The organism is Acetatifactor aquisgranensis (genome assembly GCF_943193215.1).
Lineage (GTDB): Bacteria > Bacillota > Clostridia > Lachnospirales > Lachnospiraceae > Acetatifactor > Acetatifactor aquisgranensis.
The window spans coordinates 77785-101550 of record NZ_CALPDH010000006.1; the positions used below are offsets into that span (position 1 = coordinate 77785).

The following is a 23766-nucleotide window of genomic DNA, read 5'->3' on the forward strand; positions in this document are numbered from 1 at the left end:
CCCGCTTTTCAAATACTTTTGTGCATTTTTATCGGTTTTTTATGTTCTCTGCGCTATTTTTGGTTGTTTTCACGAAACTGTTTGGGATTGTCCCCTATCCGTTCCCGGAAGATTCTCCGAAAATATTTTTCATCCCCATAGCCCACCTGCCGGGCAATCCAGTAAATAGGCTGCTTCGTCTCCAAAAGGTACTTTTTCGCAGACTCGATTCGGATGTCGTTCAGATAGGTGACGAAAGTCTTGCCCGTAATCTTCTTGAATTTCCTGGAAAAATGGCTCTTGCTCATGCCCGTGAACCGCAGCAGCTCCTCCAGAGTGATGTCCTTGTCCATATGCTCCCGGATATAGTTCATGGCTTTGTGAATCTCCTCCATGGCCGCCAGTTCCGTGTCCGTCCCCTCCACGCTTCGGAGCACCCTGCCGCGTACCTCGTCGAACCATTCCCGCCACTGATACCACCAGAGGAAATGCGCCGTCTCCTGGAAGTACCGGGAAATATCCTTGCCGGAGAACTCAGACCAGTGCAGATTAAAATGATAGAATACCGCGATGCGCTCCTCCGCGGAGAGGACCGCCGATTTGATCCGCTCCATTCCCCTTTCATAGCAGTCGTCCCGGGCCATAAAGGCCATCTCCAGGCTCAGCCGCATGACCTCCTCTTTGGCGCTGCTTTCCCGCTCCCTCTGCAGCTCCGGATAGGAATAGGCATAGCAATAACAGCCTGGCTTCCTGTCCTCGAACAGCCGCTGTTTCCCCTCGGACTGGAGGACATTTTCCAGCCGGTCATAGGGGACGTCCCGGATCTGGCTGATTTCCAGCAGGGCAGAGCGCTCTGTGTCGAAGCGCCCCGCCATGCGTTTGAGCCGGTCAAAACCGACCGTGCCGGAGAACAAGAAAGAAACCTCATTCAAAAGCTCATGAGCCGTCCCCTGGCTTACCAGTTCCCGGGCCGCATCCTGGGCCTGCGCATAGTCCGGCAGTTCCCAGACATAGACTGTCTCCGTCTCTATCTTCCGCTCCTGCCTCAGGTAATGCCTCTCCGTCTCCAGATAGCGCTTCCGCACCCCCATCATGAAAGGAGTCACGTTCTCCTCCTCAATCTGCGCCTTTGTGATATAGTCCAGGATACCGATGCGCAGCGCCTGCTGAATCAGCCCGAACTCCTGATGCATGGTCAGCACCACGATCTGGAGCCTGGGAAACCGCCGCCTCGCCTCCTGCAGGAAAGGGATTCCGGACAGGCCCGGCATTTCCAGATCCGAAAAGAGAATGTCCGCTCCTTTTTCCCGCAGAAAAGCCAGAGCCTCCTCGCTGCTGCCGGAGTCCCCCACCACTTCCATGCCATACTTTTCCCAGTCAATCAGGCCGATAATCCCCCGACGGACCAGCTTTTCGTCATCCAGCACATATACCCTGATCATCCTGTCATCCCCCAATCCCGCCCTTGCTCTTTACAATCGCCTCCGCCGCGAAAGGAATACGGATCTCCACCACATTAAAGCCGTCCTCCGTCCGCTCCGCCTGCAGCGCGAAATCGCTTCCGTAGAAGTTCTCCAGCATCCGGGCCACATACTGCAGGCCGATGCCGTTGGCGGACACATCCTCCCTCTGCTCCAGAACCTGCCTTATCTTCTCAGGATCGATGGGGCTGCCGTTATTCTTCACCAGAATCAGAATCTTCCCGCTGGCCAGCAGCTCCACCTCTATCCGTATCTCTCCCTTGTCACAGCCGCTGTGCCTGATCGCGTTCTCCACCACCGGCTGCAGGATGAACCTGGGCATGGCAGTCTGCAGGATTTCCTGGTGTTTTCCCATGTCCACCACAAAGCGGATGTCATATCTAAGCTGCTGCAGCACGATATATGCCCGGATGGCCTCCAGCTCCTGTTCCAGGGTGGTCCCCTCGTCCCGGGACATATTATATAGAAGCAACTTGTTCAGGGCAGTGATAAATCCCATCATCTCCCTGTCCTTCTTTCCCGCCGCGTACCATTTCAGGGTATCCAGCGTGTTGTAGAGGAAATGCGGATTGATTTTTCCCAGAACTACCCGCACTTCCAGTTCCCTGCGCCGCTTTTCTTCCTCCTGTGCCTTGCCCAGCAGCCGCAGGATATTTTTCTTCATCTTGTCGAACAGCTCAAAATGCTCGTCGAATTCCCGGATGTTCATCCGCTCTACTTTTGAGCCTACATCGTCATCTTCGGCGATAGCGCGGAGCCCTTCGTCAAACCGCGCGAAAGCCTTGTAGATGTTCCTCCACTGAAGAACGGAAATCAGGATGCAGACCGATATGACAATCAGCGTGACCAGGCCCAGATTCAGCGCCATTTTATACACCAGGCTGTAGTAGCCCTGTACCGGCATCCAGATATGGATTTTCCACTCTCCTTTCATATCTTTCTCATATGCCTTATAACATTTTTTATTTAACTGTATTTCATCTTCGTGAATCTGCATGACCGTCCCCGCCGGAACGATGCTTTCGTCAGAACTGTATCTGATGATGCCATCCGCGGATTCTATCAGGAATATCCCCTCCAGTTCTGTCATGCCGTCCAGTTCCAGAGCGTCCAGGTACCGGAAGCCGGATTCCACATAGACGTAAATCTCCCCGTATTCTTCCAATGTCCTGTATTTTCTCAGCAATGAAAGACAGGAATATTCCCCCGCCCTTGACTTGGATCTGTGGGGACCGTAAAACGTCATGTTCTCCCAGCTGCACAAAAAGTCCTCTTCCGCCGGAAGCTCTCCGTTCGCCAGTGAATCCTGGTTGATTTTCACGGGCTTTTCCTGCCCCTTTGGGATGTACAGATAAGTCAGATTGGCCACGGTGGGATTCGCCACCTCATAATTGGCGATCTGCTCCCTGAGATAAATCAGCAGATTCGCCTTTTTCGCGGTGCTCTCTTCCTCCAGATAGGTGCTCAGATTCTTTCCCACTGTGCCGTCCGCCTCCATCAGCCAGGAAAGCATCTTCATATTGTCCATCAGATCCGTCAGGTCTCTGGACATCCGGTTCAGCTCACCGGCAATGGACTCCTCCACCTGCCGGTAATTGATTCGGTAAAACTGCGACAGAAACAAAAGCTCCACCAGCACCAGGGGAATCGCTACCCCCAGCACCCAGACTTTCACCAGCCGTCTGGCAAAAGAACCCTGTTTCCGTCCCCTGTTCGTGCCCCCCCGGACCATTCCATGCCCTCCATCTCACTATGCAAGACAACAATAACCTGTCTTTCAGTATACACCTTTTTGAAAATGGCCGCAACCATAGATAAAACCGCCGCGGATTCTCTATTCGGAGATTCAGCGGCGGTCTTTTTTCAGGTCATGAATCGCCAGTCTTTAAAGAAGATATTCAGCTCTCTGCGGCGCCCCGCCGTACCGCTGCCAATATCAGCAGTCCCACCACGGAGAGAAACGCCCAGGAAAGGTACATAGACGCATATCCGAATTTCACGATTACAATCCCGTAGACTGCCGTGCTGATTGCATGCCCCAGATAGGTGGCAAAATCCATGATACCGCTCACGGAAGACACTGTCCCCTCCTTTGCATAGCGCATGGGATATATCGCCAGAAAAGAGGTATTCACAACGGACACCGCAGCGTATATTCCGCACAGGCACAGCGTAGCGGCCACCGGCCCCCACAGGCTCATGCCCAAAGGCAAGGCGAACAGAGCGCAAAGAAGAAAGCCCGCCGCGGCCGCCCTGTCCTCATTCTCATTCATCCTTTTATACACAAAAGGATACAGCATCCTTCCCGCCAGGCCGCTGACCGGGATGAACAGGATATACAGCGGATTCAAGGTGGGGTCCACGCTGAAACGTTTGACAAAATAATCCACCATGAAAAGGCTGACATTGTCTTTCATTATCCCCTGTATCATGGCCGGAAGAATCATGATTTGAACCTCTCTGCGCAGCAGCTGCTTTATGGGCGATACGCCTTTGCCCATTCTGACAGGAATTTTGGCAGTAAAAAGGACTACCGTCAGAGCCAGCCCCAACGCGAAAATCCCCGGCACGATGAATGCAGCAGCCGGGCCGAACGCGTTCACCAGAAAAGAAGCCGCCAGAATCCCCATGACATTTCCCGCCGCAATGCTGGTTCCCATGACAGTGGCCTTTTTTCTGGCTGTCTGTTCATCATAAATCGCGGAGACCATGCTCAGGATAGGCCCCCACAGCATGGATTGCCCAAAAGCATTGACTCCCCAGCAAAAAATCAGCGCGCCATAGGGAGGCAGCAGCCCCATAATAATATTTCCCATACCGGCCAGCGCCAGACCCACAGACACCATAATCCACGGCTTTACCCTGTCCCCGATTCCGCCGTTTACCAGTTTTCCCACAGCATATACCAGAGAGAAAATGCTGCCAAGGAAAGCCAGCTGCGCCGTATCCACCTTTCCCATCTCCTCCAGCGCCGGTTTCGCCACTGACAGGTTCAGCCTGACGATATAGGTAGATGTGTAAGCCAGGTATAATATCCAAAATACGATTTCCGCTTTCAGCGATTTCTTTTTATCTGCCATTCCTTGCTGCCCTTTCTTTTCCCTTATGCCCAGTTTCATGCGGGAAGCTTCTTATTCTTCACAGTATCTTCATGCAGCGTGTCACAGTAGAGCGGAATGTGCCGCAGAGTAATGACGCGCTCCGCACTTTCCAATACCTTTTTCAGTTTCTCTTCCATGAACATCCTCCGTTCCTGCCCCAGCCTGCGCTCCCTATTACCGGCTGGTTTTTGTCAGGCATAATCATTATACATCCTTTATCTTCTTCTGCAACCACAAATTTACACCAACTGCCGCACTCACGATTTTTAATCGCTTGTGCGGCAGTGTTTTTTTCACTTGATTCACATTATTTATGCCGAAAATCGCTGAAATCTGCCGGTTTATTTCGCCTCATCCGACAATTCGACGCCCAGCTTCTCTGCCTGAGCCGCCAGGACATCACGGCCGCCCTGATTCAGCCACTCCGTGACAAAATCATCCCACTCGTCCATGCTGCGCTCACCGGTCACGAACTTGTACTGCTGCTGCAGCTCATATTCCGACAGGTTCGGCGCGATTTCATTGATGTTGACGGCGCTCAGCAGATTATCGTTAGGCCATCTGTCATAGCTTGCCATGACTTTCTTACCATTATTTATTTTGTCCACATACATCTTCTGATCCTCGCCGGCATCTTCGGGTGTATATTCCAGCTGCCATTTTACGGTATAGCCGAAAGTCTGCCAGGGAGCCAGATTCAGGTTAGTGGTTCCATATGTCCCGTCAAATCCAGGATGCTCTGTCGGAGTAGTACAATAACTCAGGCCGTCTTCCAGATATTCCCTTACACAAATGTCTATGTCATGAACTTCATTTCCGCCTCCCTGAACAGTTTCAAAATGGCAGTCGCCACCATAGCACATGGCATCCATAATGTGGAGAATCCTCAGCAGCTTTCCCTGATCCCCCTCCACATTGCTCTTGGGAATTGCCCACAGATATCCCGCATTGCCCCCTGCGGTGCCTTTCATGCCCTCTGGCAGATCGGGCAGATATTCCCACGAAGACGCCAGGGAATAATCCCAGTCATGAGATCTGACGATTTCAAGATACAGGTTGGCGGCAGGATAGTAAAGCGCGCCCAGTCTGTTCTGAAGCATATAGGATTTCGCCGTCTCCCAGTCGATGGTGAACCAGTCGGGAGCAAGAGTCCCCATCTCACAGAGCTCGTTCATAAAAGATACCCATCCTCTGGTGCTTCCGTCCAGCATGGGGTGTACCAGTTTCCCATTCTCCGCATGAGCGGAGGGATTGCCGAACCAGGGCCTGAACGCCGTCATCGACTGCCAGCCCTTTCCGCCGCCTGCGCCTGTCATGAACCATGTGTCATCGATTCCATTGCCGTCCGGATCGTCAAAGGTACATGCGCAAAAGCTCCTGCTTTTAGGCAGGAGCTTTCATTTCTACAGTCTGGCCTCTGTATCTGTACTTTATCCAGCAATAATCTCTTTCGCTATTTTGGAGAGCGTCAGGCACATCTCTTCATACAGGGAATCCGGCAGCTTTTGCGGCGGCGCTGTCTCGATGGAGAACACGCCCCCAAACCCGCATTCTTTCAGCGCTTTCGCAAAGGCTTTCCAGTCAATGACGCCAAAATAAGGCATATAATGCAGATCGGACCGCCCATTATTGTCGTGTACATGCAGCACCCGGACGGTGTCCCCCAGTTCACGCATGGCCCCGTCAGGCGTCAGACCCTCATAGACCGCCACATGGCCCGTGTCCAGACATACTTTGAAACGTTCATCATTTATCGTCCTGACGAACTTCAATATCTCGGAGGGAGAGCCGATGGAGAATTCCGGCATGGGCATATTTTCCAGGCATATGGTGACATCGCATTCTTTGGCAGTCTTCAGCAGCTCTCCCATGAACGCAATGTTGATATCCCATGTCTCCCGGACATGTTCCGTTCCCCTGTCCGCCGTTCCATAAGGCATTACGGGGTGAACCACCCAGTTCTTACAGCCCAGCAGCGCTGTCATCCGGATGGATTTCTTCATTTTCTCCATGCGTTCCTGCCGCTCTTCCGGAGTATGATCCCTGGGCGGCCAGCGCCACGGACCATGAACCTGGCTCACTTCTATCCCCGCCTCATCCATCAGCTTCTTTTCATCCCGGAGCGTAGCCTCCAGTTCCTTTCCGTCACAGGAATACACCGGCTTATCGGTGTCCGACAGATCATAGTCTACATAATCGTAGCCATGCTCCTTGAGCTTCCTGTAGCGCATCTTCCCCCATCGTTCATAATACTGGGAACACATACCCGTCTTCATCAGTACTGCCTCCTTCTGCCCCTCAGGGCCTGCCGGTCAGTTTCACAGCCGGTTCTTGTTCGACATTTTACAATCACGCTCCGGATTGTGCAAGCTCTTTTTCCAACTTCAATATGAAAGAAGTAGTATTCTTTTGTTGGCAAACCTGGCGGTACATGTTAAAATAATACAAAAAAGGAGAGATGATATCATGGGAATGGCAGAACTGGAACGCAGAAAAGATGAAAAAATAGACGGTGTAATTTATAATATGTCTCCCGCGCCAAGCTTTCAGCACGGAATCGTGAATGGGAATCTTTACGCCATTATAAAGCAGGGCTTAAAGAACAGTATCTGTCTTGTTTCCATAGAAAATCTGGATTTCAAATACCATCCGGACAAAAATGACGATTACCTGTGCCCTGATATCATGATCATCTGCGACCGCAAACACTTAAAGGGCGGTTCCTACAGCGGAACGCCTAAGTTCATCGCAGAGACCTTAAGTCCCTCCACCGCCAGGCGGGACAGGGCGGAGAAAAAGGATATCTACGAAAAAGCGGGCGTGGAAGAATATTGGATTGTCTCTCCCGAGGGCCATCTGGAAATATATTATCTCCGGGAGGGCAGATATGTCCTGGAAGAAGGCTATATCCTGCAAAATGATATGGAGGAAGAGCACTATAACGCGGAAGAGCAGATCTCACTGCGCGCCTTTCCCCATATCACTATGACCCTGCAGGAAATCTTCGAGGGGCTGGACTAAAACGTATTTTTTAGATCAAAGGAGCACTTATGAACGAAAAAGTATTAAAAACATTAGAATACACCAAAATCACAGAAATGCTGGCGGGCAAAGCAGGCTCCGCGCCGGGCAAGAAACTCTGCAGAGAACTTGTGCCCTCCACGGACTTAGACGAAATCCGCAGGAATCAGCGCCAGACCGCCGATGCGCTGCGCCGCCTGTTCCAGTTCGGCAGCACATCTTTCGGCAACAACAAGGATATCGGCTTCACCATCCGCTCCCTGGAGGTGGGCAGCACGCTCTCCATCCTGGAGCTTTTAAACATTGCCTCCATGCTGGACAACGTTTCCCGCATCAAAGCTTATGGCAGACGGGACAGGGGAGGCGGCAGAGATGTCACCGAGGATGACGGCGCCAGGGACACCCTGGACGAATATTTCGAGCTGCTGACCCCTCTCACAGGGCTTTCCAATGAAATCCACCGCTGCATCCTCTCGGAGGAGGAGATTGCGGATGATGCCAGCCCCAAGTTAAAAAGCATCCGCCGTTCCATGATACAGACCAATGACAAAATCCATGGTCAACTCACCTCCATGTTAAGCGGCTCCTACCGCAGCTACCTGCAGGACGCCGTCATCACCATGCGGGACAACCGTTACTGCATCCCCATCAAGGCGGAGTACAAGGGACAGGTCAACGGCATGATTCATGACCAGTCCGCCACAGGTTCCACTTACTTTATCGAGCCTGCCGCCGTGGTGGAGCTGAACAACAGGCTGAGGGAACTGGAACTGGAGGAAAAAGAGGAAATCGGGAGAATCCTGGCGGATTTGAGCGCCCAGGCCGCGGCCCACACCGAAGAGCTGGCCGATGACCAGAAAATCATGACTCTGCTGGATTTCATCTTCGCCAAGGCGGAGCTTGCCATGGAGCTGAACGCCACGGAACCGATTTTCAATACGGACCACTATGTCAATATCCGAAAAGGGCGGCATCCCCTGCTGGATAAGAAAAAGGTAGTGCCCATCGACATCCACCTGGGAAAGGATTTCGACCTGCTGATCATCACCGGCCCCAACACAGGAGGAAAGACCGTTTCCTTAAAGACCATGGGGCTCCTCACCCTGATGGGCCAGGCCGGCCTGCACATCCCTGCGGCAGACCGTTCAGAATTATCCATTTTTACGGAAGTCTACGCAGATATCGGCGACGAACAGAGCATTGAGCAGAGCCTGTCCACTTTCTCTTCCCACATGAAGAGAATCGTATACATCCTGAAGCACGCGGATGCCGGCTCCCTGTGCCTGTTCGACGAGCTGGGCGCGGGAACGGATCCCACGGAGGGCGCCGCCCTGGCCATAGCCATCTTAAGCTTCCTCCATGACAGGGGCATCCGCACCATGGCCACCACCCACTACAGCGAGCTGAAGATTTACGCCCTCTCCACCTCCTTTGTGGAGAACGCCAGCTGCGAATTCAGCGTGGAGACCCTGCAGCCCACTTACCGTCTGCTGATCGGTATCCCCGGAAAGAGCAACGCCTTCGCCATCTCCTCCAAACTGGGACTGCCGGAGGATATCATAGAGGCTGCCAGGGAACAGATCGGCAGGGAGGACAAGACTTTCGAGGATGTCATCTCCGATTTGGAACAGAGCCGTATCACCATTGAAAAAGAACAGCTGGAAATCGCCCGGCACAAAGAGCGCATCCGCACCCTGCAGGAACAGCTCCAGCAGAAGAATGATAAAATCGACCAGGCCAAAGACCGCATCCTGCGGGAAGCCAACGAAAAAGCCCGGGAGATTCTCCAGGAGGCCAAGGAAGTTGCCGACGAGACCATCCGGGACTTCAACAAAGCAGGCGCCGGGGCGGACATTAAGGAGCTGGAAAAGAAACGCCAGAAAGTACGCGACAAAATAAACGAAAAGAACGAGCGCCTCTCCGTGGGCGGAAACAGCCAGAAAGCGCCGGAGAAGAAAACCATCGACCCTAAAAAACTCAAAAAAGGCGACACCGTGAAAATCGTTTCCATGGGCTTAAAAGGCACTGTCAGCACCCTGCCCGATGCCAAGGGCGGCCTGTTCGTGCAATGCGGCATCATCCGCACCCGCACCAATGTCAAGGATCTGGTGTACGCGGAGGAGGAGACCGTCTCCACCCCGCCCCTGAAGCGGAGTTCCTCCGGCTCCGGTTCCGGCAAGATAAAGATGTCCAAGAGCCTGTCTGTTTCCACGGAAATCAATCTGCTGGGCAAGACTGTTGACGAAGCCCTCTCCGTGCTGGACAAATATCTGGACGATGCCTACCTGGCCCATCTGCCCAGTGTCCGGGTAGTCCACGGAAAAGGCACCGGGGCCCTGCGAAACGCCGTCCACGGCCATCTGAAACGGCTGAAATATGTGCAGGAATACCGTCTGGGAGAATATGGAGAGGGAGACTCCGGCGTCACCATCGTCACTTTCAAGTAGACCCCACAGGCGCCCGCCAACTCTGCCGGCAATATACCCCTGGGCATCCCCGTGCATAAAAAATCAAAATAGGAGCAGCGGAAAATGGTAAGTAAACAGAAAATCCTGATTGTAGACGACGACAACAATATCGCCGAACTGATTGCCCTCTACCTGACGAAAGAATGCTATGAGACAAAAATCGTAAACGACGGCGAGTCGGTGATGCCCGCCATGGAAAGCTTTTCTCCCAACCTGATTCTGCTGGACATCATGCTGCCCGGCATGGACGGCTATCAGGTCTGCAGGGAGGTGCGCATGAAATATTCCGTGCCCATCATCATGCTTTCCGCCAAAGGCGAAATCTTCGACAAGGTGCTGGGGCTGGAGCTGGGCGCCGACGACTATATCGAAAAACCTTTTGATTCCAAGGAACTGGTGGCCCGGGCCAAGGCCGTCCTGCGCCGCTACAAGCCCGCCGCCCCCGAGCCCTCCCCTGCGGCCTCCGCCGACAAATGCGTGCAGTACGCAGATCTGTCCGTGAACCTGACCAACTATTCCGTCCTCTACATGGGGCGCACGGTGGACATGCCGCCCAAGGAGCTGGAATTGTTGTATTTCCTGGCCTCCTCCCCCAACCATGTCTTCACCAGGGAGCAGCTGCTGGATCAAATCTGGGGCTATGAGTATGTGGGGGACACCCGCACCGTGGACGTGCACATCAAGCGTCTCCGGGAGAAGATCAAGGATCACGCCAACTGGAAGATAACCACCATCTGGGGCGTGGGCTATAAATTCGAGGTGCGCAACACATGAAGAAGACCCTCTACCTGAAGTTCATACTGGCCTATTTCATCTTCGGCGTGTTCAGCTTCATCATCGTCACTACTTTTGTGCCCAGTATGACCAGGGAGCACCTGATCCGGGAGAAAGCGGAAGATCTCTATGTGGAGGCCACCCGCATCTCCGACACCTATGCCACAAGTCTGTACGCCAGCGAGACGGATCTGGAGACGGTAAAAGATCAGCTGGATTCCCTTGCCGTCTATCTGGACTCCACCATCCGTATCATCAACCCCTCGGGCCGCCTGGTGCTGGACACCGGCATGACGCTGAATGTCGAAGACGAAATCGTAATAGAAAATTTTGACCCCACTGCCACCAGCGGCTCCTACTATATGGTCAACGATTTCTTCGGCAATTTCGATTCCAGGATGCTCAGCGTCTTCTCGCCCATCACCTTTCAGTACAGGGTAAAGGGCTATGTGGTCATCCACTGCGATATGGTGCGAATCGAGGATTCCTGCAACCGCATGCTGAATATTTCCTATATCACACTGGTAATCCTGCTGCTGCTGTCCCTGATCATCCTGATTTTCTTCACGGAGATGGTGTACATCCCCCTGCGGAAGATTACCTATGCCACAGAGCAGTACGCCGCCGGAAATATGCACTACGAGTTCCAGGTGGAAAGCGATGACGAAATAGGCTATCTTGCAGTATGCCTGAATTACATGGCCAGCCAGATCGCCAGCGCGGAGGATGATCAGAAGAAATTCGTGGCCAATGTCTCCCATGACTTCCGCTCCCCCCTGACTTCCATCCGGGGCTATCTGGAGGCCATGATAGACGGCACCATCCCGCCGGAAATGCATGACAAGTATCTGAATATCGTACTCAACGAGACGGAGCGCCTCACCAAGCTCACCAACAGTCTGCTGTCCCTGAACAATCTGAATACCAAGGGAATGCTCCTGAAGCGCACGGATTTCGACATCAACAGCATCATCCGCAGCACGGCCGCCTCCTTTGAGGGCACCTGCCGCAAGAAGACCATCGCCATCGAAATGATGCTCACCGGCGAGGCCATGCGCGTCAATGCGGATATGGAAAAAATCCAGCAGGTTCTCTACAACCTGCTGGACAATGCAATCAAGTTCAGCCACCACAATTCCGTCATCAAGGTGGAGACTTCTGTGAAAAAGAATAAATTGTTCGTCTCCGTCAAGGACACCGGCATCGGCATCCCCAAGGACGATTTGAAGCTGATCTGGGACAGATTCTATAAATCCGACTACTCCCGGGGCAAGGACAAGAAAGGCACCGGACTGGGGCTCTCCATCGTCAAGGAAATCATTAACTGCCACGGGGAACACATCAATGTCATCAGCACGGAAGGCGCGGGAAGCGAGTTTATCTTCTCGCTGCTTTTGGCGGACAGCGATGACGATGAGGACTGAAGCTTATTCCCCTGTCATTTCCCTGCACTCCTCGCTTTTATATTATGCAGCACCTCACGGAAAGCAAATCTACTCTCCGCTCCTGCTCAAAGACGGGCCAAGCCGCCTCATCGCCTGATGTACAGGCCGGTACAGCACCGCCATCAGCACGAAGTTCCCCGCGCCGTGGGCGATGTCAAAGGGAATGCCTGCCACCCACCATGTAAATCCGGCATAGAGGCCGCCCCGCAGACCACTGTCCGCGGCCCCTATCGCTACGTAGGGAAAGGCGCAGAGGAAACCGAACAGGAAACCGAAGATAGCTGACACAAAGCTCCAGAACCATGCGGATTCCTGTCTCCTGCAAAGGTAGACCACCAGCGCCAGCAGGGGCCATGCATACAGATACATGACCCACCACAGGCCGAATCCGTACATGGCTCCCTCCACCAGAGTGAACACGGGAATCACGAACAGTATCCTCCACTCGAACAGCAGCGTGAACATGATAATCCAGAAACTGGTCAGCTCTATGTTGGGCAGGAATGCCATGGCTGCCTTGCACACCTCTATCACCGCCACCATCACGCCCATCAGGGCGATATCCCCTATCGACAGCTTTTTCTGCTTCTTTTCTCCCATATGATGTACCCCCGGCCTTTCTGAGCAGGATCAGGAGCTCCTTTCTCCATCCCCGCCCAAGGCCCTGTGCCGTTCTTCTGTCTCCTGTTTCCGGCGCCCTCGACACATGAATCTATTCTTGTATCCAGACCGGCCCCCTGAAATCATTCCGCGGAATCTACCGTATAGACAATCCCGAATACATCGCCGTCTTCCACAGGCTGGGTGTCAATGCCGTAATTGCAGTACTCCCCATTCACATAAAAGCCCCAGTAAGCGCCGTCCGCGTTATAATCCGCCACGTCGCCGTTCACCGTATCCACCATCATGCCATACTCGCTCTCCGTGCCTGAAAAGGTCAGCCCGTCCGCCTCCTCCATGGCCTGGCGCAGGTACTCTGCGTCCGTCTTCAGCTGGTATTCTTTTGTGTCTCCTGCTTTTCCCGTCACCTCGATCGTGATGGCCTTTGAACCCTCCACGGGCTTTTCCCGGAACATGGCGTACACGATGGCCAGCACCGCTATCACTGCCACCAGCGCCACTGCGCCGATAATCACTTTTTTGTTGCTTTTCTTGCTCTGCATTTTCTCTTCCTCCGCTTTCCGCTGCCATTCTGCAGCCTGTCTCTTTCGGGCAAGCGAATATCGCTGCAGCCACAAAAAAACTCCTGCTGAACGCAGAAGTTGGCATACGGAAAATAATGTGCCCCATCCGAAGCACATTCCGCACCAGCCAATTCCTCGTGGCTACATGGCGCACATGGCAGGCAGGTCTTCTGACTTGAGTGTCAACGCCTGCTTCACCTTCCCAGGAGACGGCTCCGCAGATTTCCGCGCCAGGCCGGCCTTAAAGCCTGACCCATTGCCTGCAAAAACCGCTTTTCCCAGTGGCATACGCCGCCCTCTTCCCATGGCGGCACGAAGCATGACTCCTCTCTCACAGCGACGAGATCGTGCAGGTCTTCCACCTGCTTCCCTTTTCACCGGACCGGACGGATACTTCCGCCCTCCGGCACCTGTCATGTCTCTATTCACTTGAATCAGTATTTTAGCATACTATCTCCCAAAATGCAATCGGCAAATTCAGCCGATTCCACATGCCGGCTCCATATCTCCCGCTGCCGAAACAGCCGCCCTGCCGGGCGGCTGCCTGACACGGTTTTTGATATCTACATCACCTTTACCAGATTCAGATTCTGGTCTGCCAGCACCACATCCGCCCGCTTGCCGGGGGTGAGGGAGCCCACCTCGCCATATACGCCGATGCTCTTAGCCGGATTCATGGTAGCGGCGGCAATAGCCTCTTCCTTCGGGATGCCGAAAGACACGGCGGTGCGCATGCAGTCGTAGAGATTGGTGGCGGAACCGGCGATAGTGCCGCTTGCCAGCGTGGCCAGCCTGCCGTTCACAGTCACCTGCTGCCCGCCCAAATCATAGGTTCCGTCCTCCATGCCCGTAGCCCGCATGGAATCGCTGATCAGCACCACCCTGCCGGGGAACATCCTGAACACCGCCCGCACCATGCTCTCATGCACATGGATGCCGTCGCTGATCAGCTCCGCATAGCAGTTCTCATCCTCCGATGCCGCGCCGATCAGACCGGGATTCCTGTGCTCCAAAGGCATCATGGCATTGCACAGATGGGTCACATGGTTGGCGCCTGCTTTCAGGGCCTGCTTCGCAGTCTCATAATCCGCCGCGGTATGTCCCAGGGAAATCACCACTTCGCCGTGCAGCTCCCGTATGAATTCCAGAGCTCCCTCCACGTTGGGCGCCAGAGTCACCAGGCGAATCTTGTTTCCGCTGGAGGCGTTGCACTCTCTGAAGAACTCCGCGTCCGGAGCCAGAATATGCTCCGCCAGATGGGCGCCTTTCTTGCTCACATCCAGGAACGGTCCCTCCATATTGATACCGGCCACACGGGCCATCTCCCCACTCTCCGAAAAGCTTCCCATGGCCTTGAAAATCCTGCGCAGTTCGTCCTTGTGGATGGTCATGGAAGTAGGACAGTAGGATGTGACTCCATGGGCACGCTCATAGGCCAGGATCCTGCCCAGGCCCTCCATATCTCCGTCTGAGAAATCGCAGCCCACCGCGCCGTGGCTGTGGACGTCCACCAGCCCGGGAAGCACCAGCAGCCCTGACGCGTCCACTTCCGTCTTATCCGTCACCTCTGCAGGGCTTCCCGCGATTTTTCCGTTTTCAATATACAAATCCTTTTTGACAAAGGTCTTATCCTCCTGATAGACCAGGCCATCTTTAATTATCATAAACGTCACCCTCCCAGCCTGTCTTTTCACGAATCTCTGCCAGAGCCGCCTCGTCCGCGATGATGACGGCATCGTTGTGGAGCTGCAGAATAGAAGCCGGCACACCGGGTGTTACAGGGCCGAAGCAGGAGTCGTACAGCGCCTTGGCCTTGGCCTCGCCGGAGGCTAACAGCAGCACTTTCTTCGCGCCCATGATGCCGCCGATGCCCATTGTCAGCGCGTGGGTGGGCACCTCGTCTATGGAGCTGAAGAATCTGGCGTTGCTGCGCCTCGTTTCCTCTGTCAGTGTCACCACGTGAGTCCCTTTCTCAAAGACATCACAGGGCTCGTTGAAGCCGATATGGCCGTTTCCGCCGATCCCCAGCAGCTGCAGGTCAATACCGCCCAGTTCCCTGATCACGCCGTCGTACCGGGCGCATTCCGCCTCCGCATCCTCGGCGAGGCCGCTTGGTACATTGGTATTTTCTTTCTTGATATTGACATGGTCAAACAGATTGTGGTTCATGAAATACCGATAACTCTGGTCGTGCTCTCCCGAAAGACCCTTGTACTCGTCCAAATTTACGCTGCGGATACGGGAAAAGTCCAGATCGCCCTTCTCATACCACTCTCTCAGCTGCTCGTAAGCGCCCACCGGAGTAGAGCCTGTAGCCAGCCCAAGCACGGCATCCGGCTTCATGATGACCTGCGCGGAAATCAGGTTAGCCGCCTTACGGCTCATGTCTTTGTAATCCTTTGCTGCATAAATCTTCATACTTACACCAATTTCCTTTCCTGCTGTATTCTCTGTCATATAGTTCTGTACTCATTATGATTGTATTCTAGCATATTTATTAGTCAGAAGCAATGATTTTCTGACCTGGAGCCGCTTGCTGTACAGCCGGTAAGGGCCGCGATATTTCTTTGACAGTTGCGCATTTTCGTAGTATACTGGCATCGTGCCAGAGGAATTGCGACTCCCTGCCCACAGGAACAGAAACAGAACCATCAAAAAACAGCAAAGAAGGAAGAACGTCCTAACGTTTAAAGATATGAAAAAAAGAAAAACCACTACAACCGGAATCATCATGCTGGGCTTTCTCACCGGCGCGCTTTTAGGGGCATTGCTTTTGATGCTCCCCGTCAGCGTCAGGGACGGCCAATCCATCGATATTCTGGACGCGCTGTTCGTGTCCACTTCAAGCATCTGCGTCACCGGCCTTTCCACCGTCAATATAGGCCAGACTTTCTCCGCCTTTGGGCAGATAGTGCTTCTGCTCCTTATCCAGTTCGGGGGCCTGGGAATCGTGACCTTTACCACCATCGTGCTGTGCCTCTTTCGGCGCAGGATCACATTATCTGACAGGATGTTGATTCAGAGCGCCTATAACCTGGATACCCTGACCGGACTGGTGCGGATGACCATGCGCATCCTCAAAGTGACCCTCATACTGGAGGGGATTGGCGCTCTTTGTTACTCATTTGTCTTCATTCCGGAGTACGGTCTGGCAGGAATCTGGTACAGCATCTTCCACGCGGTGTCCGCTTTCTGCAACGCCGGAATCGACCTTTTGGGCGGCAACAGCTTCTGTGCTTACGCGGACAATATCATCATAAATTTCACCACCATCTATCTGATCATCGTCAGCGGCCTGGGATTCCCTGTCTACTGGGAAGTCCTGCGCGTGCTTCGTCCCCGCCGCGGAGCCGCAGACGGCGCTTATTCCCGCAAGATGAGCGTCCATGCCAAAATCGTCATCTGGGCTACGGCGTTCCTTGTGCTGGCGGGTACGGCCATGACTTTGCTGTTTGAATTTGATAATCCGCAGACTCTTGGGCCTTTGGGCTGGCCCGGAAAGGTGATGGCATCCCTGTTTCAGTCCGTCACTTTGCGGACCGCAGGTTTCGCCACCATTCCCCAGGAGGCGTTCCGGCCCGCTTCCTGCCTGGCGTACCTGATTTTCATGTTCATCGGCGGCTCTCCCGCCGGTACGGCAGGCGGCGTCAAAACTGTCACCGTAGTGCTGCTGCTGGCCTCCATGTTCGCCAATATCAAGGGCAGGAAAGACGTCAATGTCTTAAATCGGAAGATTGCCGATGAGACCATACGGCGCTGTGTGGCCATCGTCACTTTCAGCTTTTCCGTGCTGGTGATATTGACCATCACCCTGCTCGCTGTCCAGCGGAGCGACTTCCTTGACACCATATATGAAATGACCTCCGCCATCGCTACCGTGGGGCTCTCCAGAGGCCTGACCGGTGCCTTGTCTCCCGCCGGGAAGCTGATAGTCTCCCTCACCATGTACCTTGGCAGAATCGGTCCTATCACCCTGGCGCTGGTCTTCAACAGCCACACGCCGGCAGACGACATTTCCTATACTGACGGCAAGGTCATTATTGGATAATAAAGCCAAAAATGGCGTTTGAAAGAACACTAAATATCCTATATGAAAATAAGGAGATTTTCCCATGAAAAAACAATCACAAAAAGAATACATCGTCATAGGCCTGGGAAGATTCGGCAGCACCATAGCTGTCCAGCTGGAGGCTAACGGCTGCAAAGTCCTGGCCATAGACCGCAACGAGCAGCGCGTGCGGCTCATCGCCGATTACGTCACCCTGGCCATGTGCCTGGACGTGGCAAATGACGAGACCCTGGGGGAGCTGGGCGGCAGGAATTTCGACGGGGCGGTAATCTCCATCGGCCACAGCCTGGACGCCTCCGTGCTGGCCACTATCTGGGCCAAGGAACAGGGCATCGGCCAGGTCATCGCCAAGGCATATGATGAAAAGCAGGGGAAGATTCTGACCAAAATAGGCGCGGACAAAATCGTCTATCCGGAAAAAGAAATCGGCGTCCAGCTGGCAAACGATTTGGCGTTCAACAATATGTTCGATACCATTGAGTTGTCCTCTGAGTACTCCATCGGCGAAATCATCACCCCCACGGACTGGATCGGCAAGGATCTGCGCCAGCTCAAGCTGCGCGAGAAATACGGCGTGAACGCCATCGCCGTCAAACGAGGCGGTACGCTGCTGGTCAACCCTCCTGCAGACCAGCCCACGAAAAAGGACGATGTCTTCATGCTTCTGGGGACTAATTCCACTTTGAAGAAAATCGCCAGCGCCAATGCGCCGCGGAAGAACTGATTCTATGATTTATTTCATTACCATCTCCCCATCCTCCGGCAAAGGCCTGAAAGGCTCATGGGGCAAGGTCTGATACCAGAATGCCACAGATGTGTAGTCATCATATCTGGGGCCTGTCCATCCCAGATTGTCCAGTGTCATCCGAAAGCCGGTCTCAAAATGAATCGGATCCGGCACATGGAAACGGTACAGCAGGAATCTCTGCTGGCCGTTGTAAAAGGCGGAATTGTCGCCCAGGATGGCAAACATTCCGGCATAAAGACCGCTGTAAGTGTGGTATCTCTTCAGATAGATATCATTGCCGAACCCATAGGAGCCTCCGAAGTAATCCTCCGTGCCGGTATAGTGGATGGAAGGGTACTTGTCTTCATCGATATACATCCGCGCCTCCCCCTCTACCCAGCAGGTGTTGTTGCCGTTCATGCCTGCTGCCAGGGTAAGGCCCATGAACTGGCCCTTTCCATGGATATTGTCTATGACAGTGTAGGAACGGCCTTTCTTTACAGGATGCTCCTGACGGTAGGACGCGTGGAAATAGCCGATATTTTGCGGCAAATCCATATAGCATCCTGTTATTATGTAGAAAAGTGTCTTTTCCTCTTTGCTGCGGTTTTCCATGGTAATCCGGCAATGCTTCAAAAACGGCATCTCCCAGTAGCAGTTCAGGCCCCTCCCGGGGGCAACCAGGATTTTGGCGGAATTCAGGACAGGGTACCTGCCCTCCCGGTCTTCAAAATTTTCATCATAGGCACAGCCAAAGAAAGCCGATATAGGCGCTTCCACAGATGGTGTTTCACTGCCCTCCCAGTAGATCCGCAGTATAAAGCTGTGTCCCACATATCCCGTGAACCAGATGTTCTGAATCATTCCCGGGCCGTCGGTCTCCAAAAGGGTGACAGTTTCTCCGGGACGGATGCCGATACAGGGCCGAAGCTTGGTGCAGTCCCCGCCCCTGGAGCCGCCGCCCCTTTTGCCTGTGGGGTTTTCGGCGGAAAAGGCAAATGTTTTGATGTCTTGAATCAGATGAATGTTTTCCATAGTCGTCCTCCTGGTTAGTTGCTATAATGTACTGTCCTGCACCACAGATGCTTCTGTCTCCCTGAAACAGCAGACGGTCATGTTCAAACACGAACTCGCTATCTTTTCTTTCTGAAATTCATCCGGCCATGACCATTTCCAAAAAGCTTTCCGGATTCTGTCAGGTATCTTTCCAAATTTAATTTTACTACGAAATATCCGAATTGTCATTTAGATACTTCTTAAAATCTCAGTTTTGTTTTCGAACCACTCTGTTCGAAATCCCCGCTACTCACAATCCGAGAAACGCAGGCCTGCCTAAAACGCTGTATTTTAGCGGAAATGCGCATCTGCTAAAATACAACATATGCGGCTGGCTCATTTGTGGTGAGTGGAAACTTGCAGATGTTGTGATAAAGGGAGAATGTGATAAATTCTTTTATTCGTATCTGTAAACAGTTTAGCACAAAGAAAGGCGGTTGTATATGGAGATTACATATGAAAAGTAAGCATAAAGATGGAAGAAGCAGCAGCCACAGCTGCCAGCTTTTTTCAGTTCTCTGCACACGCCCTTTCCCTTTTTCCCGGTCTTCTTTCTTTCATGTTCTCTCCTTGCCTTTAAAATGTTAACGTTTACATTTTCTCAAAAATAACATATAATCTAATCACTGTCAACAGCAATTTCAAAATCACTGTAGGATGTGTTATCTGAAGTTTTTACTTTGGAGGTATTTATGGCAACAAGCAAGGACGTGGCCCGGCTGGCAGGGGTATCCCATACCACCGTATCCCGCGCTTTCAGAAAAGACCCGAAAGTCAAACCGGAAACCTATGAACGTATCATGAAAATCTCGGAGGAACTGGGCTACACCCCCAATCAAGTTGCCTCCAATTTAAGGTCTCAGAAGACCAAGACCGTGGGACTAATTATTTCTTTCGGCTTTAACCCTTTTTTCCTGGAAATCACCCACACCCTGGAGACTGAGCTTGCCAGGCATGGATATCGGCTTCTGATAGCGTTTGATGAAGACAATCCTGACAGACAATGGAACATTCTGCAATCCCTCGCCAGCGCCCAGGTAAATTCCATTGTTTTCACTCCGCTGTACCGGGATGGGAATCAGAAAAACAGACTGTACCGCTGGATGAAGAATTCCAATATCCACTTTCTGCAGCTGATATCCAATGACTATGACGATTTCGCCAGTTTTACCTTTGACGACAACCTGGGCGCATATCTGGGCGCCCGCCATCTCCTTTCCCAGGGGCACCGCAATATCCTGATGGTGGGAGGGGTTAACCGTGTGGAGGGGTATACAAGGGCCTTTGAAGAGATTGGCTGCAAACCCGCCTTTCCCTATCAGAACCTGTCCTCCGAAAGCAAGGAGCAGAACTTCCGGAAAATAAAGGCGGCGATTCTCCGCCAGAAGCCCACTGCCATATTCGCCATCGCCTACGATATGAATTATCTGGCCTATGAAGTCCTCACAGAGCTGAATATGAAAGTGCCGGAAGATATCTCTTTCCTGGCATTCGACGATGACCGCTGGCTGCAGCTTCTGCGGATATCCGTCATCGGGCATCCCATACAGGCCCTGGCCGGTTCCATCGTCCGCGAAATTCTGTCCTACGAAACCGAAAACGAGATTTACCCCTCTTCCACTTCGTTTAAGCCCTTTTTGATAGAACGGAATTCCGTCCTTTCTATCCAGGTATAAGGATTTGTCTACAAATAACCGATGCGAGTTTATAGCTGTTTTCATTGTATTTCCGGGCTTCCTCCTAAACAGGCTGCATCCGTTGTTTTCCGACAGTTGCTAAGACAATGCCGAAGCCCTGGGCAGTTGGATTCACAGTTCCATATAAATCAGGGTTTTAGCAAATTGCGAATTTCGAAAAACGGATTTCAAGCAGCGCAGTAAATAAAACTACTACAACAACAATAAAAAGGAGCGCACACCATGATCCAAAGAAAAATCCTATGCAGCCACGACTATCTGCACATCCCTGTCATCCCTGGCGGGGAGCGCAACGAGATGCAGATCTGGGCCGGCGGCGAGCTGGTCCTGAGCCCCCTTCTGGCCCTCACCGATGAGGGCGGAGCCTATTTCTATGTGAACGTCAGCCAGCACAGGGGAAAAGAACTGACAATCCTGCTGCCCGACCCCAGGGGCATCACCCAGAAATGCCTTGCCCGAATCGTCAGCGGGGAAGCCGCCACCAAAGAGAACCCCCTCTATCCGGATCTGTACCGAGAGCCCCTGCGCCCCGCCTACCATTTCTCCAGCAAACGGGGCTGGCTCAACGATCCCAACGGGCTGGTGTACAAGAACGGCGTCTTCCACATGTTCTACCAGCACAATCCCCTGGGCACTCCCCACGGCAGTGTCAACATCTGCTGGGGCCATGCGGTCAGCACAGATCTGCTCCACTGGGAGGAAAAGGACGACGCCATCTGTCCCTGGCGCAGGGACTGGAGCATCGCTTCCGGCAGCGCCGTGGTGGACTATGAGGACAGGGCCGGTTACGGCAAAGACGCCATCATCGCCGCTTTCACTGTGCTGGGGACACAGAACACGGACCGCACCAAGCCCGGCTATCCCAGCGGCGGGCAGTTCCTCGCCGCCAGCACCGATGATGGGAACACCTTTTACCGCTTCTCCCATGAAGCCACCGTCCCCACCCGCAACGGCGAGGGCTGGCGGGATCCCCGTCTCTTGCGCTATGAGGACCACTATGTGATGGCTGTCTATGAGACGGATGAAAACGAACGGAATTGCGTTTCCTTCTATGTGTCGGAGGACTTCCACACCTGGCGGCGCACCTCCCGCAGCGACAATCTCTACGAATGTCCGGACATCTTCCCGCTTCCCATAGAAGGGGAGGAAGGGACGAAATGGGTGCTCTACGGCGCGGACGGCATGGCCAGGATCGGGGATTTCGACGGATACCATTTCGTGGAGTCCGGGCACTGCAATCCCCTGGACTACGGCAGCGCCACCTACGCCGGCCAAACCTGGAGCCACCACCCGGAGGGAAAACGCGTCCACATCAGCTGGATCCGGGGCATGGGCGGCGCAGGGGAAGACTTAGGGTACGAGGGGATGCCCTTTTCACAGTGCATGTCCATACCCGCGGAAATCTTCCTGAAACGCTTCCAGGACGGGCTCCGGGTCTGCCGCAGGCCTGTAGACCAGGTTGACAGTCTCTTCGGAGCCGTGGCATCGGAAGCGGATTTCCAGCTGCAGGGCGAGACCGCTCTGCCCATGCACAATCCCGCCCATTACAGCGTGAACCTCTCCGCCATCCAGGGCACGGTCTCCATCCGGGCCGGGGAGCATAGGATACGTTTCGACTCCTCCTCCCGCACCCTCTCCTTCGAGAACGGCCACGCCGCGGTTTTCGATGGGGAAAACCTGCATTTCCAAGTACTGGCGGACACCACCACCATGGAATTCTGCTTCCAGGACAGCGTCATGGCCACCTATGCCATGGCCCCCGAACATATGAGCCTGATTGTGAAAGGGGAATGCCGGGCGCAGTATGTCTGCCATGCTGTGGAGAATGTCTGGGAGCAGGGAATGGAACCCTCAAATGAATGAACAGAAAGTTTTCGGAGCCTCCGCCTGCATCTATTTGCAATCATAGGGGGCTCTGAATTCTAATTCATCTACGATACCTATTGCCTTCCTCTGACTTCTTTATCATTCATTTTTTCCAGAGTTGTCCGAACCAATTAAAGAAGATAAGCGAACTTGAAAAAGGGTTGAAAATCCCCCGGAACTGTGTTAGGATAAATGCAAGCAGATTTCCTATAGACACAGATTCTTAACTTCAAAGAGACCATTCTTGTAAATCGGAAAATTCCTGCTGAACTATCCAAAATACAACGAAGGCGGGAGGTTCCGTTCCTCCCGGAAAGTGAAGAAGGGAGACGACAGGATGGCAGAAAAGGACATTCTGGAAAAAGTACTGATGGCACACAGCGACGTGTTCGCGGACTGTGGGAACGCGCTTGTCTATAGCGGGCGGAAGCGGCTGAAGGCGGAGGATGTCTTCCCGGCGCCCACGGAAAGCTTTTACCGCAGAAAGGGAAAGGTGCACAGCCAGTTCGAGGACGTGAGCGCCTATCTGATAAAAAACGGCGAAATAAAGCTGCAGTTCCTCATAGGCAATGAGACGGCCCTGGAGGGAAGGCAGATCCTGCGGAAGGCCTCTTATCAGGGCGGCGCTTACCGGGGACACGCGCTTCACTGACCAGGTGGACGAATTATTGAGAAAGCAGGAAGAAGGAAAGGAGATTACCATGTGCGAGTATATTGATTTCTTGGAGGCGAGAGGGGAAGCAAGAGGCGAGGAGCGTGGCATCACCATAGGCGAAACCCGCCTGGGGAACCTGATACAGGCGCTCCTGAAGGAAAAGAAGTTCAGCGAAATAGATGCCGTATCCACAAACCGTAAGAGGCGTCACGAATTGTACAAGCAGTATGGGATTTGAGCTCC

The 23766-nt window shown here is 53.3% G+C and carries 21 protein-coding genes and 1 riboswitch; of the genes, 10 read left to right on the top strand and 11 right to left on the bottom strand.

The features are described from left to right. Window positions 1-53: 53 nt before the first annotated feature. The 6 genes from NFS35_RS07145 to NFS35_RS07165 all read right to left on the bottom strand — a co-directional run bounded on the left by NFS35_RS07145 (window position 54) and on the right by NFS35_RS07165 (window position 6837). Window positions 54-1421 (bottom strand): helix-turn-helix domain-containing protein, encoded by a 1368-nt coding sequence (locus NFS35_RS07145; protein WP_251206439.1) that lies wholly within the window; start codon window positions 1419-1421, stop codon window positions 54-56. A 4-nt stretch (window positions 1422-1425) separates the two neighbouring features. Continuing rightward, window positions 1426-3192 (bottom strand): sensor histidine kinase, encoded by a 1767-nt coding sequence (locus tag NFS35_RS07150; RefSeq protein ID WP_251206440.1) that lies wholly within the window; start codon window positions 3190-3192, stop codon window positions 1426-1428. A gap of 166 nt (window positions 3193-3358) precedes the next feature. Next, entirely contained in the window at window positions 3359-4579 is a 1221-nt protein-coding gene (locus NFS35_RS07155) for an MFS transporter (RefSeq protein WP_251206441.1), read from the bottom strand. Then, a complete protein-coding gene (locus NFS35_RS28960; protein WP_275564665.1) occupies window positions 4576-4698 on the bottom strand; it encodes a hypothetical protein in 123 nt (40 codons plus the stop codon). The genes NFS35_RS07155 and NFS35_RS28960 overlap by 4 nt, the downstream gene beginning before the upstream one ends. Window positions 4699-4902: 204 nt before the next feature. After that, window positions 4903-5877, bottom strand: a complete 975-nt coding sequence (locus NFS35_RS07160) for a type 2 periplasmic-binding domain-containing protein (protein WP_251206442.1) — start codon at window positions 5875-5877, stop codon at window positions 4903-4905. 114 nt (window positions 5878-5991) lie between these two features. Further along, window positions 5992-6837 carry a sugar phosphate isomerase/epimerase family protein gene (locus NFS35_RS07165; RefSeq protein ID WP_251206443.1) on the bottom strand — a complete coding sequence of 282 codons (846 nt, stop codon included), beginning with the start codon at window positions 6835-6837 and terminating at the stop codon, window positions 5992-5994. A gap of 190 nt (window positions 6838-7027) precedes the next feature. On the opposite strand from NFS35_RS07165, the gene NFS35_RS07170 reads away from it, so the two are divergent. The 4 genes from NFS35_RS07170 (at window position 7028) to NFS35_RS07185 (ending at window position 12248) form a co-directional block, all read left to right on the top strand. Then, on the top strand, window positions 7028-7582 hold the full coding sequence (locus NFS35_RS07170) for a Uma2 family endonuclease (RefSeq protein ID WP_251206444.1): 555 nt from the start codon (window positions 7028-7030) through the stop codon (window positions 7580-7582). A gap of 29 nt (window positions 7583-7611) precedes the next feature. Further along, window positions 7612-10029, top strand: coding sequence for an endonuclease MutS2 (locus tag NFS35_RS07175; RefSeq protein WP_251206445.1), 2418 nt, complete (start codon window positions 7612-7614; stop codon window positions 10027-10029). 84 nt (window positions 10030-10113) lie between these two features. Further along, window positions 10114-10824: a response regulator transcription factor gene (locus NFS35_RS07180; RefSeq protein ID WP_251206446.1), complete on the top strand. Its 711-nt coding sequence runs from the start codon at window positions 10114-10116 to the stop codon at window positions 10822-10824. Further along, window positions 10821-12248 (top strand): HAMP domain-containing sensor histidine kinase, encoded by a 1428-nt coding sequence (locus NFS35_RS07185; protein WP_251206447.1) that lies wholly within the window; start codon window positions 10821-10823, stop codon window positions 12246-12248. Before NFS35_RS07180 ends, NFS35_RS07185 begins: the two co-directional genes overlap by 4 nt. 69 nt (window positions 12249-12317) lie before the next feature. Here NFS35_RS07185 and NFS35_RS07190 read toward each other — a convergent pair whose 3' ends face one another. From NFS35_RS07190 to nagB, 4 genes are all read right to left on the bottom strand, one after another. After that, window positions 12318-12869, bottom strand: a complete 552-nt coding sequence (locus NFS35_RS07190) for a hypothetical protein (RefSeq protein WP_251206448.1) — start codon at window positions 12867-12869, stop codon at window positions 12318-12320. A gap of 143 nt (window positions 12870-13012) precedes the next feature. After that, window positions 13013-13432 carry a DUF4430 domain-containing protein gene (locus tag NFS35_RS07195; RefSeq protein ID WP_251206449.1) on the bottom strand — a complete coding sequence of 140 codons (420 nt, stop codon included), beginning with the start codon at window positions 13430-13432 and terminating at the stop codon, window positions 13013-13015. Between the two features lie 164 nt (window positions 13433-13596). Further along, a riboswitch (cobalamin riboswitch) is annotated at window positions 13597-13882 on the bottom strand. 134 nt (window positions 13883-14016) lie between these two features. Then, complete coding sequence (nagA, locus tag NFS35_RS07200) at window positions 14017-15117, bottom strand: N-acetylglucosamine-6-phosphate deacetylase (RefSeq protein WP_251206450.1); 1101 nt, start codon at window positions 15115-15117, stop codon at window positions 14017-14019. Further along, complete coding sequence (nagB, locus tag NFS35_RS07205) at window positions 15107-15871, bottom strand: glucosamine-6-phosphate deaminase (RefSeq protein ID WP_251206451.1); 765 nt, start codon at window positions 15869-15871, stop codon at window positions 15107-15109. Before nagB ends, nagA begins: the two co-directional genes overlap by 11 nt. Window positions 15872-16148: 277 nt before the next feature. On the opposite strand from nagB, the gene NFS35_RS07210 reads away from it, so the two are divergent. Both NFS35_RS07210 and NFS35_RS07215 read left to right on the top strand, forming a co-directional pair. Continuing rightward, on the top strand, window positions 16149-17501 hold the full coding sequence (locus NFS35_RS07210) for a TrkH family potassium uptake protein (RefSeq protein ID WP_251206452.1): 1353 nt from the start codon (window positions 16149-16151) through the stop codon (window positions 17499-17501). 64 nt (window positions 17502-17565) lie between these two features. Next, a complete protein-coding gene (locus NFS35_RS07215; protein WP_251206453.1) occupies window positions 17566-18246 on the top strand; it encodes a potassium channel family protein in 681 nt (226 codons plus the stop codon). Window positions 18247-18255: 9 nt separating this feature from the next. Here NFS35_RS07215 and NFS35_RS07220 read toward each other — a convergent pair whose 3' ends face one another. Next, entirely contained in the window at window positions 18256-19284 is a 1029-nt protein-coding gene (locus NFS35_RS07220) for a glycoside hydrolase family 172 protein (RefSeq protein WP_251206454.1), read from the bottom strand. Between the two features lie 713 nt (window positions 19285-19997). On the opposite strand from NFS35_RS07220, the gene NFS35_RS07225 reads away from it, so the two are divergent. The 4 genes from NFS35_RS07225 to NFS35_RS07240 all read left to right on the top strand — a co-directional run bounded on the left by NFS35_RS07225 (window position 19998) and on the right by NFS35_RS07240 (window position 23761). Continuing rightward, window positions 19998-20981: a LacI family DNA-binding transcriptional regulator gene (locus tag NFS35_RS07225; protein ID WP_251206455.1), complete on the top strand. Its 984-nt coding sequence runs from the start codon at window positions 19998-20000 to the stop codon at window positions 20979-20981. A gap of 243 nt (window positions 20982-21224) precedes the next feature. Then, window positions 21225-22865, top strand: a complete 1641-nt coding sequence (locus NFS35_RS07230; RefSeq protein WP_251206456.1) for a glycoside hydrolase family 32 protein — start codon at window positions 21225-21227, stop codon at window positions 22863-22865. A gap of 340 nt (window positions 22866-23205) precedes the next feature. Further along, complete coding sequence (locus NFS35_RS07235) at window positions 23206-23520, top strand: hypothetical protein (protein WP_251206457.1); 315 nt, start codon at window positions 23206-23208, stop codon at window positions 23518-23520. Between the two features lie 16 nt (window positions 23521-23536). Continuing rightward, window positions 23537-23761 carry a hypothetical protein gene (locus NFS35_RS07240; RefSeq protein WP_251206458.1) on the top strand — a complete coding sequence of 75 codons (225 nt, stop codon included), beginning with the start codon at window positions 23537-23539 and terminating at the stop codon, window positions 23759-23761. Window positions 23762-23766: the final 5 nt, after the last annotated feature.